Raw genomic sequence first — 15,707 nt, 5'->3', positions numbered from 1 at the left:
GACGCCGCAGAGGGGTTCTGTGTAGGGTGAAGACATGCTCGACATCTCACACGAGGAGTTCGAATCGCTGGTCGCCGACGGCCTCGACTCGTTGCACGACGACATGCTCGCGCAGCTCGACAACGTGATCTTCCTGGTCGAGGACCGCCCGTCGGACGGGAGCGAGATTCTCGGCGTGTACGAGGGCTTCTCACTCGCCGAGCGGGGAGTCTACGGATACGGCGAGGAGCCGGACCGCATCATCTTGTTCCGAGAGAACCTGCTGGGCCACTGCTCCGATCGATCGGATCTCGTCCATGAGATCCGGGTGACCCTGGTGCACGAGATCGCGCACTTCTACGGCATCACCGAGGAGCGCATCCACGAACTCGGGTGGGGCTGATGTCGGCGGCGCAGCCGGAGGCGCAGACTCGGCGTCTCGGCGAACCGGCTCATCTGGAGTCTCCGGTGTGGCAGACCGTCGTTTGGGACGATCCGGTCAATCTCATGTCGTATGTCGCGTTCGTGTTCCAGAAGCACTTCGGGTTCACGCGAGATCGCGCTGAGGAGCTCATGCTGCAGGTGCATCAGGCCGGAAGCGCGGTCGTGGCCGAGGGCTCGCGGGAGACGATGGAGATGCATGTGGAGGCGATGCACGGATACGGCCTTTGGGCGACGGTGCGGCGGGCGGGCGAACTGTGAAACTCCTGCCTCTGCCCGATCATGGCCTGCGGCTCCTGCTCGACCACGACGAGGCGGCCATGCTCGACCAGCTCATCGCGCAGCTCATCCAGTTGCTGCAGAGTCACAGCGGCACCGCGCTCGACCCGGATCCCCTGTTCGCGAGCCTCGAAGTCGGCGGCTCCGACTCGACCCCAGACGATCCGGCGCTCGCCCGCCTCTTCCCCGACGCCTACGAGCAGGATGCGGAAGCAGGCGCGTTCCGCAGTGTCACCGAGCAGGGGCTGCTCAATCGGAAACTGCAGGACGCGATGGACGTCACGGCCGCTCTGGGGCTCGGGGGCGGGGCCCCCGACGACACGGCGCTGGTCGAGGTGGACATCTCCCCGACGACGCTTCCCGCATGGGTGCGCACCGTGACGGCGCTCCGCCTCGCGATCGCTGCGCGCATCGGTCTCGACGAGCCCGATGACCGGCCGCGGCTCCTCGATGACGAGGAGACTCGAGGCACCGTGCTCGTGTTCGATTGGCTCGCCGCGATTCTCGAATCGGTGCTCGCCATCGTCGAGTCGGGTGAACCGGAATCCGCCGGCACGCATCCCGACGCCGAGCCGACGCCCGGCGACGACTGAGGCCGCTTCAGCCCGGCGACTCAAGGGAACGCGGATCGACGACGGAGCCTCTTCCCGTCAGCAGGCTGGCCGAGGTCACCCCGGAGGCGCCGAACCGCTCACGAACCTCGTCCACGGCCTGATCGACGGCTCGCCAGCCGTCGTCTTCGCTCCAGAGCGCAGCGATATCGCTGCCTGCGGGCAGCAGCTGCTCGGCTCTGACGCCGATGAGCCGCACCGCGCGTCCGCCGCGATCGAGCCCGTCGAAGAGTTCCCGTGCGGTGTGATAGATCCGCTGCGTCGCATCCGTCGCCTCCGGAAGGGTGCGCGAACGCGTGATGGTCTCGAAATTGCCCCAGCGAACCTTGATGGAGATCGTCCGCGCCTCGGCTCCGGCTCCGCGCAGGCGCTCGCCCGTGCGCGTGGCGAGCCGCAGGAGCTCACGCTGCAGCACTCCAGCGTCTGAGACGTCGTGCGCGAACGTCTCCTCGTGCCCGATGCTCTTCTCCGAGCGAGTAGTCTCGATGCGCCGCGCGTCTCGGCCATTCGCCAACTCGTGCAGCCGCCGTGCGCTCGCCCCACCGACGATTCGTTCGAGCGAGTGGATCGGTTCACGGGCGAGCTCCCCCACGGTCCGAATCGCACGCGCGTGCAGTGCCCGTTCCGTCGCCTGCCCGACACCCCACATCGCTCCGATCGGCAACGGGTGCAAGAACTCGAGGGTGCGCTGCGGAGGGATTTCGAGGATGCCGTCAGGTTTTGCGCGCTGCGACGCGAGCTTCGCGACGAACTTCGTCCCGGCGAGACCCACCGAAGCGGGCAGACCCGTGCGCTCGCGCACCCGCTCGCGGATCGCACGGGCGATCTCCACCGGCTGTCCGAAGAGCCGTACGGTGCCGGCGACGTCGAGAAACGCCTCGTCGATGCTCAGCGGTTCGACGAGCGGAGTGAATTCCTGGAACACGGCCATCACCGCCTTCGAAGCGCTGCGGTACTTCGCGTAGACGGGCTCGACGAGCACGAGCTGCGGGCAGAGCTGTTTGGCGCGAGCGACGGGCATCGCCGAACGCACCCCGAACCGGCGCGCCTCGTAGCTGGCGCTCGACACCACGGAACGCGCGGTGTCGTGCGCGGCCGCCACCGGCAGCCCCACGAGTTCCGGGCGTTCGAGCAATTCCACCGATACGAAGAAGGAATCCATGTCGACGTGCAGCACGGAGGCGATCTCTCGCGGCGAATCGAACATGTGTACTATTCCACCACGTCCACGGCTCAGCCGCCAGCGTCCACGACGAGCCGCGCGAGTTCTTCGTCCACGACCAGCTCCGTGATGATCCGAGCAGCGAGCGCCCCGCGAAGACTCTCCCGCTTCGCGGCACCCGAAACGACGCACAGTCGATGCGGGATGCGCCGCACGGTGTCGAGCGAAGGTCCGCTCGAGCGCTCGTTCAGGGCGACGCCGTCGGTGCTTCCGTCGTTGCGGTAGAAGACGGTTCCGCAGTCGCCCACCACACCGGCCCGCACGAGCTCCTGCAGGTCCTCGCGGTCGAGGTATCCGCCCGAGTAGATCCGCGATCTCGGGTCGCCGATCCGTGATCCCAGCCCGAAGACGTAGACGTCGCTCGATGCCTGCAATTCGAGCACTCGGCTCACGGATCGCTCCCGCCAGAGCGCTCGGCGCGTGTCGGGGTCGTCGAAGATCGCCGGGACGGAGAACTGGTACACGGAGGCCGCGAACGCGTTGCCGAACCCGCCGAGCAGCTCGGCGGAGTAGGACACTCCCGTCGTGCGCACGTTGGCCGCACCGTTCATCTGCACGACTCGCGCCTCGTGCACCGTCTTCGAGGGCAGATGCCGCGCGACCGCACTCATGGTCGCACCCCATGCGACGCCGACGGTCGAACGATCGGTGACGGCGGCGGCGACGCGATGCGCGGCGGTGCGCGCAGTTCGCTCGAGGCGGTCGGCGTCCGTCGCGCGCGCGGGAGAGGACACGACGTGCGCCGTGATGCCGTACCGCTCAGCCATGCGCAGTTCGAGCTGAGATCGGGCCTCCTGGGGTGAATGCACCTGGATCTCGACGAGCCCTGAGTCGCGTGCGTGCGTGAGCAGGCGCGACACCGAGGATCGGGACACGCGCATCTCCTGCGCGATCGCCTCCATCGTGAGATGCTGCAGGTAGTAGAGTTGCGCCGCTCGCAGAGCGTCACGCGATCTGGACGAATGTGCAGTCATTACTGCCCCCTTCGCTCGCTTTGATGAACACATCATGCACATACGTGCAATGAGCTTGCAACTTGGTGCACGGCGGGTGGAAGCTGACCTCGAACGTCGAAAGGTTGAAGTCATGAATGATCGCACGCCGACCACCCGTCCCGCGGTTCGCAGCCTGCGGGATCGCCCCCACGCCGAAGTCCTCATCATCGGCGGCGGCATCAACGGCATTGCGACATTCCGCGAACTCGCGCTGCAGGGAGTCGACGTCGCACTCGTGGAGCGCGGCGACTTCGTCTCCGGCGCATCCTCGGCATCGAGCCACATGGTGCACGGCGGGGTGCGCTACCTCGAGAACGGCGAGTTCCGCCTCGTCCAGGAGGCGGTCGCAGAGCGCAACCGCCTGCTGCGCACGGCACCGCATTACGTGCGCCCCCTCGAGACGACGATCCCGATCTTCTCGACATTCTCCGGCATTCTCTCGGCGCCGTTCCGTCTGCTCGTGACCCACGGCCGCGGAAAGGCTCGGGAGCGCGGAGCCGCGCTCATCAAGATCGGGCTGACGCTGTACGACACCTTCTCGCGCGACGGCGGACAGGTGCCCCGCCACAAGTTCCGGGGACGCCGCCGATCGCTCAGCGATCTGCCGCGCCTGAACAGCGATGTGAAGTACACGGCGACCTATTACGACGCGTCGATGCACGACCCCGAGCGCCTCGCCCTCGACGTCCTGCACGACGGAATCGTCGCGGGCGGCGACCGCGCGCGGGCGGCGAACTACCTTCCCGCTGTCGGCTTCGAGAACGGTGCAGTGCAACTGCGCGACGAGACCACCGGCGACGTCTTCGACGTCACGGCGAAGGTGATCCTCAACACCAGCGGGCCGTGGACCGATCTCACCAACGAAGCGCTCGGCCGCGGCACGCGGTTCATGGGCGGCACGAAGGGCTCGCACATCGTGCTCGACCACCCCGAGCTCCTCGCCGCCACCGGTGGACGAGAGATCTTCTTCGAGCACTCCGACGGCCGGATCGTGCTGATCTACCCATTGAAGGATCGCGTGCTCGTCGGCACCACCGACATCGACGCGGACCCCAGCGCGCCGACCTCCTGCACGAGCGAGGAGGTCGACTACTTCATCGATCTCGTGGGCCACGTCTTCCCCGACATCTCCGTCGATCGGTCGCAGATCGTCTACACGTTCTCAGGAATCCGGCCGCTTCCCCGCCACGACGACACGGCGCCCGGCTTCGTGTCCCGCGACTACCGCATCGAGCCCTCCGAGCATGCCGGGGTTCCGCTCCTCAGCCTCGTCGGCGGCAAATGGACCACCTTCCGAGCACTCGCCGCGCACCTCGCGAACGACACCCTCGAGCTGCTCGGGAAGACCCGAAGCGTCGGCACGGAGACACTCGCGATCGGCGGCGGGAAGGACTTCCCGAAAGGCCGCGCCGCGCGCACCCGCTGGGTGGCGGAGCGCGCGGACGGCAACGACCGCAGTCGCGTCGAGGTGCTGCTCGACCGGTACGGCACCCGAGCCGATGAAGTACTGGCCGCGACGCCCGAGCACGACGAGACGATCGCTCTGCTCCCGGGATACACGGCAGCCGAGCTCGCGCATCTCGCAGCCTCCGAGCAGGTCGTCCATCTCGACGACCTCCTGCTCCGCCGCACCTCCATCGCATTCTTGGGGGGACTGACCCTCGAGCGCGTGCGCGCAGCCGCGGAGGCGATCGCGCCCGTCCTGAACTGGGACGGTGCTCGCGTCGATGAGGAGATCCGCCGCATGGCGCAACTGCTTCGCACCGCTCACCGTATCGATGTCGAACGCGGAGGCGCGGTCGTCGATATCTGAGCGGGGCGACCCGTCGGGTGCGGCGCCAACGCTCCGCGCCCGAACTCACCACCCATCGCGAGGCTCAGCCCTCGCTTGTTTGAAAGGTCAATGACGACATGCCAGATGTCAATCTCGGGTACTACTTCCTCTCCGAGTTCGTCGGTACCGCTCTCCTCGTACTCCTGGGCTGCGGCGTCGTCGCCAACGTCGCCCTGGCGAAGACGAAGGGGAACGCCGGCGGGTTCCTGCTGGTCAACTGGGGCTGGGGCCTCGCCGTCTTCGTCGGCGTGCTCGGTTCCGCCTACTCCGGCGCCATCCTGAACCCCGCCGTCGGCATCGGGCTCGCGATCGCCGGCAAGATCAGCGTGGTGCAGTTCCTCGTCGCCGCAGCCGCCGAGCTCCTCGGAGCCATCGTCGGTGCCGTGCTCTGCTGGGTTGCGTACCGTTCGCACTTCGATGCAGAACCCGATCCCGCCGCGAAGCTCGGCGTCTTCTCGACCGGCCCAGCGATCCGAACCCCGTTCGGCAACTTCCTCACCGAGGTCATCGGCACCTTCGTACTCGTCTTCGCGGTGTTCGCCTTCGCGGATTACGGCGACATCCAGGTCGGCGTGCCCGGGGGCCTCGGGCCGCTGACCGCGCTTCCCGTCGCGCTCGTCGTCGTCGGCATCGGCGCCTCCCTCGGCGGACCGACCGGCTACGCGATCAACCCCGCCCGAGACCTGGGCCCGCGCATCGCGCATGCGATCCTGCCGATCAAGGGCAAGGGCGGCAGCGACTGGGGCTACGCCTGGGTGCCCGTCGCCGGACCGCTCGTCGGCGGAGCGATCGCCGCACTCGTCTCCCCGCTGGTCCTGGGCCTCGCCGCGGCCGCGGCCTGACCCACGCACCCGCACGAGCAACGAAGCTGATACGAAAGGAACACCATGTCTGAATACATCATCGCGATCGACCAGGGAACCACCTCCAGTCGGGCGATCATCTTCGACAAGAGCGGCACCATCATCTCGGTCGGTCAGAAGGAGCATGAGCAGATCATGCCGCAGGCCGGCTGGGTCGAGCACGACGCGCTCGAGATCTGGCGCAACGTGCAGGAGGTCATCGGGATCGCACTGGGGCGAGCCGATCTCACTCGGCACGACATCTCGGCGATCGGCATCACCAATCAGCGCGAGACCGCGGTCGTCTGGAACCGGAAGACGGGCAAGCCCGTCTACAACGCGATCGTCTGGCAGGATACGCGGACGCAGGACATCGTCGACCGACTCGCGGAGGACGGCGGGATCGAACGTTTCAAGGACATCGTCGGCCTCCCCCTTGCGACCTACTTCTCCGGGACGAAGGTCGCCTGGATCCTCGAGAATGTCGAGGGGGCGCGCGAAGCCGCCGATGCGGGCGATCTGCTGTTCGGCACCACCGACAGCTGGGTGATCTGGAACCTCACCGGCGGCTCGGAGCACGGCGTGCACGTCACCGACGTGACCAACGCATCGCGCACGCTGTTCATGGATCTGAAGACTCTCGAATGGCGAGACGACATCCTCGAAGCGTTCGGCGTCCCCAGGTCGATGCTTCCCGAGATCAAGTCATCCTCCGAGGTGTACGGAACCGCCGAGGATTCCTCGTTGCTGCGCGAGACGCCGATCGCCGGCATCCTGGGCGACCAGCAGGCAGCCACCTTCGGCCAGGCGGCGTTCACCGCCGGTGAGTCGAAGAACACGTACGGAACGGGCTGCTTCCTGATCTTCAACACGGGCGAGGAGATCATCCACTCGAAGAACGGCCTCCTCACCACCGTCGGCTACAAGCTCGGCGACGGACCCACGCACTACGCACTCGAAGGCTCCATCGCCGTCACCGGATCGCTCATCCAGTGGCTGCGGGACCAGCTCGGCATCATCTCGGACGCGCCGGAGGTCGAGCAGCTCGCCGACAGCGTGCCGGACAACGGCGGCGTGTACATCGTGCCCGCCTTCTCCGGCCTGTACGCGCCCTACTGGCGCCCCGATGCGCGCGGCGCCATCCTCGGGCTCACGCGCTACGCCAACAAGGGACACCTGTCTCGGGCTGCGCTCGAGGCTGTCGCGTACCAGACGCGGGACGTGCTCGATGCGGTGAACGCCGATGCCGGCGTCGATCTCACCGAGCTGAAAGTCGATGGCGGCATGGTCGCCAACGACATGCTCATGCAGTTCCAGGCCGACATCCTCGGCGTACCGGTCGTGCGGCCCGTGGTCTCGGAGACGACCGCGCTCGGTGCGGCGTATGCGGCGGGGCTCGCGGTCGGTTTCTGGTCGGGACTCGATGATCTGTCCGCCAACTGGCAGGAGGATCGCCGATGGGAGCCGGAGCTCGACTCCGCCGAGCAGGAGCGGCTGCTGCGTCAGTGGCGCAAGGCTGTGACGAAGTCCATGGACTGGGTCGACGAAGACGTGCGCTGACACAGCGCGCGTGCGCACAGAGGCCGGCAGCTCATCGAGCTGCCGGCCTCTGTGCGTCTCCCCCGAAGCTATTCGGCGGCTGATGCCCGTTCGAGCACGAGTTCTCGCACGCGCGCTGCGTCGGCCGAACCTCGCATCGCCTTCATGACGGCTCCGATGATCGCGCCGGCCGCCTGCACCTTTCCGTCGCGAATCTTCGCGAGGACGTCGGGCTGCTGGGCGAGCGCCGCATCCACGGCCTCGATGAGCGCGCCGTCGTCCGAGACGATCGCCAGACCTCTGGACTCGACGATCTCGGCGGCGGTCCCCTCGCCGTCGATGATTCCGGCGATCACCTGGCGCGCGAGCTTATCGTTGAGCGTTCCCGCATCGATGAGCTCGACGACCGAGGCGACCTGGGCGGGCGTGATGAGGTCTGCCGAGGGCGTCGACCGCTCATTCGCGATGCGCGCGATCTCACCGGTCCACCACTTGCGAGCCGTCTGCGGGGGCACCCCGATGGCGACCGTCTGCTCGATGGTGGTGAGCAGGCCTGCGTTGACGAGGTCCTGGAACTCGAGCGCCGAGAACTGCCATTCCCCGCGGAGGCGTCGACGACGCAACGTCGGATGCTCGGGGAGCTGCGCGCGCAGTTCCTCGATGAGTTCGCGCTCGGGAGTGAGCGGGGCGAGATCCGGTTCGGGGAAGTAGCGGTAGTCGTCTGCATCGCTCTTGGGACGGCCGGGCGAGGTCTCCCCCGTATCCTCGTGCCAGTGCCGTGTCTCCTGCGTGATCGTCCCGCCGCCATCGAGAATCAGCGCCTGGCGCTGGATCTCGAACCGGACGGCGCGCTCGATGGAGCGCAGGGAGTTGACGTTCTTCGTTTCGGTCCGCGTGCCGAGCACCGACATTCCGGCGCCCTCATTGCCTCGCGGTCGCAGCGACACGTTCGCGTCGCATCGGATGTTCCCGCGCTCCATACGCGCGTCTGAGATGCCGAGCGACACGACCAGGTCCCGAATGGTCGAGACGTACGCCGCCGCGATCTCCGGGGTATCCGCCTCTCCGCCGAAGATCGGACGGGTGACGATCTCGACGAGCGGCACGCCCGCCCGGTTGTAGTCGACCAGGGAGTACTCGGCGCCCTGAATGCGGCCCGTCGATCCCCCGACGTGGTTCAGCTTGCCCGCGTCCTCTTCCATGTGAGCACGCTCGATCGGCACATGGATGATGCGACCTGACGCGAGTTCGATCTCGACCGACCCGTCGTGGGCGATCGGATCGTCGTACTGCGAGATCTGGTAGTTCTTGCCCATATCCGGGTAGAAGTAGTTCTTGCGCGCGAACCCGGAAACCTCGGCGATCTCGCATCCGAGCGCCAGACCCAGGCTGATGGAGTAGCGCACCGCCTCATGGTTGAGCACGGGGAGTGAGCCGGGCAACCCGAGGCACACCGGCGCGAGGTTCGTGTTCGGCTCCGAGCCGAAGATGTTCGGCGCGGTCGAGAACATCTTGGTCTTCGTGTTGAGCTCGACGTGCACCTCGAGGCCGATCACCGGTTCGAAGAGCTCGAGTGCGCGGTCGAAATCCATCAGCTTCGTCTTGGCCATCAGTTCGTCGCCTTTCCGGTCTGGGCCGTCGCAAGGAAGGCTGCATCGAGCTCCGGTGCCTGCGTCCAGAACGGCGCGTCGTCGCGATCGGCGATGAGCTGTTCGATGGCGCTTCCGGCGCGGTAGAGCCGCGCGTCTTCGAAGGCGGGGGCCATGAGCTGCAGACCGACCGGGAGGCCGTCTTCGCTCGCCGTGCCGATGGGCAGGCTGATGCCGGGGATTCCCGCGAGGTTCGCGGGAATCGTCGTCGCGTCATTGAGGTAATCGCGCATGGGGTCTCCGGAGTGAGCGCCGAGCGCCCAAGCGGTGGTGGGCGCGGTCGGCGAGGCGATCACGTCGACCTGGTCGAAAGCGGCGGCGAAATCACGCTGAATCAGCGTGCGCACCTGCTGGGCGCTGCCGTAGTAGGCGTCGTAGTAGCCCGCTGACAGCGCGTAGGTGCCGAGGATGATGCGTCGTTTCACCTCGGCACCGAACCCTGCCGCACGAGTCTCGCTCATCACGCCCTCCACGGTCGCCCCGCCCTGCGGCGTCACGCGGAGCCCGAATCGCACGGAGTCGTACTTCGCGAGATTGCTCGAGGCCTCTGCGGGAAGGATGAGGTAGTAGGCCGCCACCGCGTACTCGAAATGCGGCGCATCGATCTCGACGATCTCCGCACCCTGAGCGGTGAGCAGATCGAGCGCCTGCTCGAACCGCGCCTGCACCCCTGATTGCACGCCGTCGATCATCAGCTGCTTCACGACGCCGACGCGCAGGCCGGCGAGGGTGGCGGGGTCTGCACCGCTTCGCGCAGCTGCAGCCATCGACGGCCACGCGAAGTCGAGCGATGTCGAGTCGTGCCGATCGTGCCCGGAGATGGCGTCGTGCAGCAGCGCCGTGTCGAGCACCGTGCGGGCGCACGGCCCGATCTGATCGAGCGACGAGGCGAGCGCGATCGCGCCATAGCGGCTCACGCCGCCGTAGGTCGGCTTCATGCCGACGGTGCCGGTCAGGGCGGCAGGCTGTCGGATCGATCCGCCGGTATCAGAGCCGAGTGCGAGCGGGGCTTCGAAAGCGCTCACCGCCACGGCGGAGCCGCCTCCTGAACCACCGGGAACGCGGTCGAGCTTCCACGGATTCAGCGTGGGTCCGTAGGCCGAGTTCTCGGTCGAAGAACCCATCGCGAATTCATCCATGTTCGTCTTGCCGATGGGAATCAGACCGGCTGCACGCGCCCGCGCGACGGCCGTCGCGTCGAAGGGCGAACGGTATCCCTCGAGGATCTTCGATCCCGAGGTCGCCGGCATGTCAGTCGTGACGAGCACGTCCTTGATGGCGAGGGGCACTCCGGCGAGCTCTCCGAGCGACTCTCCGGATGCGCGGCGGGCGTCGATGTCGCGCGCCGCTGCGAGTGAGATCTCGGCGTCGGTCGCGAGAAACGCGTTGAGTGTTCCGTCGACGGCGGCGATGCGATCGAGATGAGCCTGCGTCGCTTCTGCGGAGGACACCTCACCCGCGGTGAGCCGAGCGGCGAGCTCGGCCGCAGTCAGCTGGATCACGTCGTTCATCGCGGCGCTCACTGCTCTTCACCGAGGATCGAGGACACGCGGAACATGCCGTCGGTGGTCTCCGGTGCGTTCGCGAGCGCTTCCTCCTGCGTCAGCACGTCGGAGACGATGTCGGGCCGCGTGACGTTGCTCAGTGGAATGGGGTGACTGGTCGCGGGGACATCGGGGGTCGTCACCTCGCCGACCTTCGCGATGTGGGTCAGGATCGAGTCGAGGTCGCTGGTGAGCGCCCCGATCTCGTCGTTGGTGAGGGCGATTCGTGCGAGGCCCGCGAGATGTGCGACGGTGTCCGCCGTGATCTCGGTGCTCGCCGCGCTGGCTTCAGGCATGCTGCTCCATCGGGAGGGGTCATCTGGGAACGCCCACCATCCTATCGGCGGCTCGAGCGCGAGATCTCAGCGGCGCTCAGCCGGGGATTCGCGGGGCCGTCACCGGAGCCTGAAATGGCAGATCGGCTCCCGCCCAGGTCCCATCGGGCGACCAGAGCTCCGAGCATCCGCGTCGATGACTCGTCGCCACATGCGCGTCGACGATCCCGATCGCCGTCATCAGGGCGTAGACGGTCGTCGGACCGACGAACGCGAACCCTCGGCGTTTGAGCGCACGCGCCAACGCTGTGGATTCCGAGGAGAGCGTCGGTACGTCGGCGTCGCGCGCGGGCACGGGCGATCGCTCCGGGCGGAACGACCAGACGAACTCTGCGAGGCCTATCCCATCCTCCTCGCGGAGCCGAAGGGCCGCCCGCGCGTTCGCGATCGTGGCGATGATCTTCCGCTCGTTGCGAATGATGCGCGCATCGGCGAGCAACCGTGTGACGTCGCCATCGCTGTAACGCGACACCTGCTCGATCGAGAAACCGTCAAATGCCTCGCGGAATGCGACGCGTTTGCGCAGCACCGTCAGCCACGACAGTCCTGATTGGAACGCCTCGAGGGAGAGACGTTCGAATACGCCGTCGTCGTCGAACACCGGCATCCCCCACTCCGCGTCGTAGTAGGCCGTCAGCAGCGGATCCTGCCGTGCCCATGCTGCGCGAACCGGTGTGTCGGTGTTCTCTGCCATCGGCGCTCCTTCACGAAGATCGGCGCGGCCTGCAGCCGCTATCGGTCATCTCACCGTATCTTCCGCGAGATGCGCAGACATGTTCGAGCGGACGGGTGTGCATAAGTCGACAAATTTCGTCTCACTCAGCGTCTGTGGGCGGAGAATCAGGCTGTCCGATCGCATCCGGCCCCTCCGTCACGAGCAGCGCGAACTGAGCTGCATCGAGCACCGGGATGCCCAGTTCTTCGGCTTTCGCGAGCTTCGAGCCCGCCCCTGGCCCGGCAGCGACGAAATCGGTCTTCTTCGAGACACTCGAAGCGGCCTTCCCGCCGGCGGCGATGATCGCTTCGGTCGCGCCCTCACGGGTGAATCCGTCGAGCGATCCCGTTGCCACGATCGTGAGCCCGGACAGCACCCCGTCCGCACCAGCGGCACCCGGCCCGGCATGCCCGGGAGTGGCCCATTGCACGCCGGCGGCGCTCCACCGATCCACGATCTCGCGGTGCCAATCGACGTCGAACCAGGCGATCAACGATTCCGCGATGATGCCGCCGACCCCGTCGACCTCGGCGAGCGCCTCCTGCGACGCGCTGCGGATGGCGTCGAGCGAACCGAACCAGTCGGCGAGCGCCCGTGCCGCTACGGGCCCGACGTGCCGGATATTGAGCGCGACCAGCAGACGCCAGAGCGGTTTGGTCTTTGCTCTCTCGAGCTCGGAGAGGAACGTCTCGGCGTCGCGAGAAGGCCGGACGACGCGATGGTCTTTGCGAAGCCCCGCTCGACGTCGCTCGGCTGCGCTCAGCCCTTCGGCGGCAGGTGGGTATTCGTAGGTCACGCGCTGGAACGGCGCGCGCCGCACGAACTCGCCCGTTGCCTCGTCGACGCGCTGCTCGCCCGTCTCGGCGTCCCGGACGATCACCTCGATCGGCACGATCTGCTCCAACGTCAGCTCGAAGAGCCCTGCCTCGGTCTCGAGAGGCGGCGCTGCTGGCACCTCGGGCTGCGTGAGCGCCGCCGCGGTGATCTCACCGAGTACCTCGATGTCGAGCGCTCCGCGCGAGCCGATGTGCTCCACTCGGCCGCGCACCTGTGCGGGGCATGCTCGGGCGTTCGGGCAGCGGAGGTCGATGTCGCCCTCCTTCATCGGCCGGAGCGGCGTACCGCACTCGGGGCAGACATCGGGCATCTGCCATTCTCGCTCCGTGCCATCCCGCAGCTCGAGCACGGCACCGAGCACCTCCGGGATCACGTCGCCCGCCTTGCGCAGCACGACGGTGTCGCCGATCCGCACGCCCTTGGCCTGGACGACCTGCTGGTTGTGCAGCGTCGCCTGGCGCACCGTCGAACCGGCGACCTTCACCGGCTCCATGACGGCGTACGGTGTCGCGCGCCCAGTGCGTCCGACGCCGACGCGGATGTCGATGAGGCGCGTGTGCACCTCCTCGGGCGGGTACTTGTACGCGATCGCCCACCGCGGGGCCCGGCTCGTCTCTCCGAGTTCTCCGTGCAGCGAGAGCTCGTCGACCTTCACAACGATGCCGTCGATGTCGTGCTCGACATCATGGCGGTGCTCCCCCCGATCCTCGATGAACGCCGCGACCTCGTCGACCGAGTCGAACACTCGCGAGTGCGGCGAAACGGGCAGACCCCACTCCGCCAGAAGCTCGTACACATCCGACTGATTCTCAATAGCCGGATCCGGCCATGCACCGATGCCGTGCACGTACAGCGAGAGCCTCGCGAGGCGCTCCCGCATGAGGATGAGCTCGGTCTCGGACTTCTTCTCCGCTCGCTGGCGCAGGCTCCCGGCCGCGGTGTTGCGGGCGTTCGCGAATTCGGCGTACCGCACGGGAATCTGCTCGATGTCGCGCCCCTTGGCCGACTGCTCGTCGATGTAGGCCTGCTGCAGTTCGTGCTGGCGCTCATTCAGGGCGGCGAAGTCCTCGGAGGTCAAGAACACCTCGCCGCGAGCTTCGAAGAACGCTGGGAACCCGCTTCCGTGCAATCTGCGCGGAATCACCGGGATGAGAGCCACATTCTCGGTGATGTCTTCTCCGACGCGCCCGTCGCCGCGAGTGGTCGCCGTCTCCAGCACGCCGTCTCGGTACGCGAGGCTGATCGCCAATCCGTCGATCTTGAGCTCGGAGAGCCAGCGCACGGGGCGACCGGCTGCGGTGCGGACCTTCGCCGCCCACTCGCGGAACTCCTCGATGGAGAAGACGTTGTCCAGACTGAGCATGCGCTCAGCGTGCTGGTGCTCGGGAAACCCTGCCGACACCACAGCGGCCCCGACTTCGCGAGTCGGGCTGTCCTGGCTCGCCAGCTCGGGGAATGCCCGCTCGATCGCTTCGAGGCGACGGAACATCTCGTCGTACTCCGCGTCCGATACGAGGCTCGATGCTTCGGAGTAGTAGGCGACGCGCAGTCGCTCGACCTCGTCGGAGAGACGCTTCGCCTCCTCGCGGGCTGCGTCGAAGTCTTCGGGGATCTGCTGCGCGTTCGTGCTCACGCCTCCAGTGTAGAAGCGAGGTCCGACATTCAGGAGCGGGTTGCGGCCGTCTCCAGCGGCACCGCACGATCGATCGTGAACTGCCCGAGTACACGCGTTCCCACGTAGAGCACGGCTGTCTGCCCCGGCGCCACGCCGACGAGCGGCTCCGCGTGCTCGAGGTCGATATCGACGACGACCTCGTGGGTCGCGTCCGCGCGATGCAGCTCCGTTCGCTCCTCCGGCAGGATCGGCTCGAGCCTGGCGAAGGCGGGCACGGGATCGGCGTGCGCCCGGATCTGCACATCGCAGCCGAAGCGCTCCGAGAGCTCGAACCCGGGCTCCCCGGCCCAGCTGAACCGTCCCCCCGCGATCCTGGAGATCTCGAGCTGCTCTTTCGGGCCGACGACGACCTGATTCGAAACGGGGCGGATGGAGAGCACGTATCTCGGCTTCCCGTCCGGAGCCGGACGCCCGAGCTGCAGCCCGCGGCGCTGGCCCACCGTGTATCCGTGCGCTCCGTCGTGACTGCCGACGACGTCGCCCGACTCATCGAGAATGTCTCCGGGCGTGCGGTCGACGTGATCCGAGAGCCATCCTCGCGTGTCGCCGTCGGGGATGAAGCAGATGTCGTGGCTGTCCGGCTTCTGAGCGACCTGCAATCCGCGCTCCGCGGCCTCGGCCCGGATGAGCTGCTTCGACGGGGTATCGCCGAGCGGGAAATAGCAATGAGCGAGCTGGCGTTCCGTCAGCACGCCGAGCACGTACGACTGATCCTTCGCCCAAGCGCTCGCACGATGCAGCTCCGGGCCGTGAGCACCCTCCGCGAGTGTCGCGTAGTGCCCCGTCGCGACCGCGTCGAAACCGAGGGCCATCGCCTTGTCGAGCAGGGCGGCGAACTTGATCTTCTCATTGCAGCGCATGCACGGGTTCGGTGTGCGGCCCGCAGCGTACTCAGCGATGAAGTCGTCGACCACGTCTTCTTTGAACCGCTCGCTCAGGTCCCAGACGTAGAACGGGATGCCGAGCAGATTCGCGGCGCGACGCGCGTCCATCGCATCCTCGATGGTGCAGCACCCCCGCGAGCCGGTGCGGATGGTGCCGGGCATCCGGCTGAGCGCCAGATGCACGCCGACCACTTCGTGGCCGGCCTCTACAGCGCGGGCGGCGGCCACGGCAGAGTCCACGCCCCCGCTCATCGCTGCCAAAATCTTCACCAGAGCATTCTAGTCGTCCGAAACCCGGGAGTCGACTCCGCGAAATCGTCGGCTGC

The 15,707-nt window shown here is 67.3% G+C and carries 14 protein-coding genes; 6 read left to right on the top strand and 8 right to left on the bottom strand.

Annotated features, from left to right (window positions below; genetic code table 11):
* Nucleotides 1–34 precede the first annotated feature (34 nt).
* Genes WFH23_RS03550 through WFH23_RS03540 form a run of 3 tightly spaced genes read left to right on the top strand, consistent with a single transcriptional unit; the run spans nucleotide 35 to nucleotide 1,292 of the window.
* Complete coding sequence (locus tag WFH23_RS03550) at nucleotides 35–382, top strand: metallopeptidase family protein (RefSeq protein ID WP_090148305.1); 348 nt, start codon at nucleotides 35–37, stop codon at nucleotides 380–382.
* Nucleotides 373–681: an ATP-dependent Clp protease adapter ClpS gene (gene clpS / locus WFH23_RS03545; RefSeq protein WP_442918676.1), complete on the top strand. Its 309-nt coding sequence runs from the start codon at nucleotides 373–375 to the stop codon at nucleotides 679–681. The genes WFH23_RS03550 and clpS overlap by 10 nt, the downstream gene beginning before the upstream one ends.
* Nucleotides 678–1,292: a DUF2017 family protein gene (locus tag WFH23_RS03540; RefSeq protein WP_200329261.1), complete on the top strand. Its 615-nt coding sequence runs from the start codon at nucleotides 678–680 to the stop codon at nucleotides 1,290–1,292. The genes clpS and WFH23_RS03540 overlap by 4 nt, the downstream gene beginning before the upstream one ends.
* Before the next feature lie 7 nt (nucleotides 1,293–1,299).
* On the opposite strand, the gene dinB is transcribed toward WFH23_RS03540, so the two are convergent.
* Nucleotides 1,300–2,517 carry a DNA polymerase IV gene (gene dinB / locus WFH23_RS03535; protein WP_336661588.1) on the bottom strand — a complete coding sequence of 406 codons (1,218 nt, stop codon included), beginning with the start codon at nucleotides 2,515–2,517 and terminating at the stop codon, nucleotides 1,300–1,302.
* Between the two features lie 26 nt (nucleotides 2,518–2,543).
* Nucleotides 2,544–3,506 carry a sugar-binding transcriptional regulator gene (locus WFH23_RS03530; protein ID WP_211648113.1) on the bottom strand — a complete coding sequence of 321 codons (963 nt, stop codon included), beginning with the start codon at nucleotides 3,504–3,506 and terminating at the stop codon, nucleotides 2,544–2,546.
* Nucleotides 3,507–3,618: 112 nt separating this feature from the next.
* On the opposite strand from WFH23_RS03530, the gene WFH23_RS03525 reads away from it, so the two are divergent.
* The 3 genes from WFH23_RS03525 to glpK all read left to right on the top strand — a co-directional run bounded on the left by WFH23_RS03525 (nucleotide 3,619) and on the right by glpK (nucleotide 7,763).
* Nucleotides 3,619–5,340: a glycerol-3-phosphate dehydrogenase/oxidase gene (locus tag WFH23_RS03525; RefSeq protein ID WP_336661587.1), complete on the top strand. Its 1,722-nt coding sequence runs from the start codon at nucleotides 3,619–3,621 to the stop codon at nucleotides 5,338–5,340.
* A 98-nt stretch (nucleotides 5,341–5,438) separates the two neighbouring features.
* Nucleotides 5,439–6,203: an MIP/aquaporin family protein gene (locus WFH23_RS03520; RefSeq protein WP_090148294.1), complete on the top strand. Its 765-nt coding sequence runs from the start codon at nucleotides 5,439–5,441 to the stop codon at nucleotides 6,201–6,203.
* Nucleotides 6,204–6,248: 45 nt separating this feature from the next.
* Entirely contained in the window at nucleotides 6,249–7,763 is a 1,515-nt protein-coding gene (gene glpK / locus WFH23_RS03515) for a glycerol kinase GlpK (protein WP_336661586.1), read from the top strand.
* A gap of 68 nt (nucleotides 7,764–7,831) precedes the next feature.
* Here the strand turns inward: glpK and gatB are convergent, their stop codons facing one another.
* The 6 genes from gatB to mnmA all read right to left on the bottom strand — a co-directional run bounded on the left by gatB (nucleotide 7,832) and on the right by mnmA (nucleotide 15,651).
* The gene (gene gatB / locus WFH23_RS03510; RefSeq protein WP_200329269.1) at nucleotides 7,832–9,352 is read right to left on the bottom strand and encodes an Asp-tRNA(Asn)/Glu-tRNA(Gln) amidotransferase subunit GatB; all 1,521 of its coding nucleotides are present in this window, start codon (nucleotides 9,350–9,352) and stop codon (nucleotides 7,832–7,834) included.
* Entirely contained in the window at nucleotides 9,352–10,902 is a 1,551-nt protein-coding gene (gene gatA, locus WFH23_RS03505) for an Asp-tRNA(Asn)/Glu-tRNA(Gln) amidotransferase subunit GatA (protein WP_200329271.1), read from the bottom strand. Before gatA ends, gatB begins: the two co-directional genes overlap by 1 nt.
* Before the next feature lie 8 nt (nucleotides 10,903–10,910).
* The gene (gene gatC, locus WFH23_RS03500) at nucleotides 10,911–11,231 is read right to left on the bottom strand and encodes an Asp-tRNA(Asn)/Glu-tRNA(Gln) amidotransferase subunit GatC (protein ID WP_090148286.1); all 321 of its coding nucleotides are present in this window, start codon (nucleotides 11,229–11,231) and stop codon (nucleotides 10,911–10,913) included.
* Nucleotides 11,232–11,307: 76 nt separating this feature from the next.
* Nucleotides 11,308–11,964: a DNA-3-methyladenine glycosylase I gene (locus tag WFH23_RS03495; protein ID WP_336661585.1), complete on the bottom strand. Its 657-nt coding sequence runs from the start codon at nucleotides 11,962–11,964 to the stop codon at nucleotides 11,308–11,310.
* A 121-nt stretch (nucleotides 11,965–12,085) separates the two neighbouring features.
* Nucleotides 12,086–14,455 carry an NAD-dependent DNA ligase LigA gene (gene ligA / locus WFH23_RS03490; RefSeq protein ID WP_336661584.1) on the bottom strand — a complete coding sequence of 790 codons (2,370 nt, stop codon included), beginning with the start codon at nucleotides 14,453–14,455 and terminating at the stop codon, nucleotides 12,086–12,088.
* A 29-nt stretch (nucleotides 14,456–14,484) separates the two neighbouring features.
* Entirely contained in the window at nucleotides 14,485–15,651 is a 1,167-nt protein-coding gene (mnmA, locus tag WFH23_RS03485; protein ID WP_090148280.1) for a tRNA 2-thiouridine(34) synthase MnmA, read from the bottom strand.
* Between the last annotated feature and the right edge of the window lie 56 nt (nucleotides 15,652–15,707).

It is taken from the genome of Leucobacter sp. USHLN154 (assembly GCF_037145595.1).
GTDB classification, from domain to species: domain Bacteria; phylum Actinomycetota; class Actinomycetes; order Actinomycetales; family Microbacteriaceae; genus Leucobacter; species Leucobacter alluvii.
This window is presented reverse-complemented; position numbering and strand designations above follow the sequence as displayed.

Excerpts from the sequence above, each read along its gene's own strand:
- WFH23_RS03525 (WP_336661587.1), top strand. The coding sequence starts at position 3,619 with ATGAATGATCGCACGCCGACCACCCGTCCCGCGGTTCGCAGCCTGCGG.
- WFH23_RS03530 (WP_211648113.1), bottom strand. The coding sequence starts at position 3,506 with ATGACTGCACATTCGTCCAGATCGCGTGACGCTCTGCGAGCGGCGCAA.
- WFH23_RS03520 (WP_090148294.1), top strand. The coding sequence starts at position 5,439 with ATGCCAGATGTCAATCTCGGGTACTACTTCCTCTCCGAGTTCGTCGGT.
- WFH23_RS03495 (WP_336661585.1), bottom strand. The coding sequence starts at position 11,964 with ATGGCAGAGAACACCGACACACCGGTTCGCGCAGCATGGGCACGGCAG.
- gatA (WP_200329271.1), bottom strand. The coding sequence starts at position 10,902 with ATGAACGACGTGATCCAGCTGACTGCGGCCGAGCTCGCCGCTCGGCTC.
- gatB (WP_200329269.1), bottom strand. The coding sequence starts at position 9,352 with ATGGCCAAGACGAAGCTGATGGATTTCGACCGCGCACTCGAGCTCTTC.
- gatC (WP_090148286.1), bottom strand. The coding sequence starts at position 11,231 with ATGCCTGAAGCCAGCGCGGCGAGCACCGAGATCACGGCGGACACCGTC.
- glpK (WP_336661586.1), top strand. The coding sequence starts at position 6,249 with ATGTCTGAATACATCATCGCGATCGACCAGGGAACCACCTCCAGTCGG.
- WFH23_RS03550 (WP_090148305.1), top strand. The coding sequence starts at position 35 with ATGCTCGACATCTCACACGAGGAGTTCGAATCGCTGGTCGCCGACGGC.
- dinB (WP_336661588.1), bottom strand. The coding sequence starts at position 2,517 with ATGTTCGATTCGCCGCGAGAGATCGCCTCCGTGCTGCACGTCGACATG.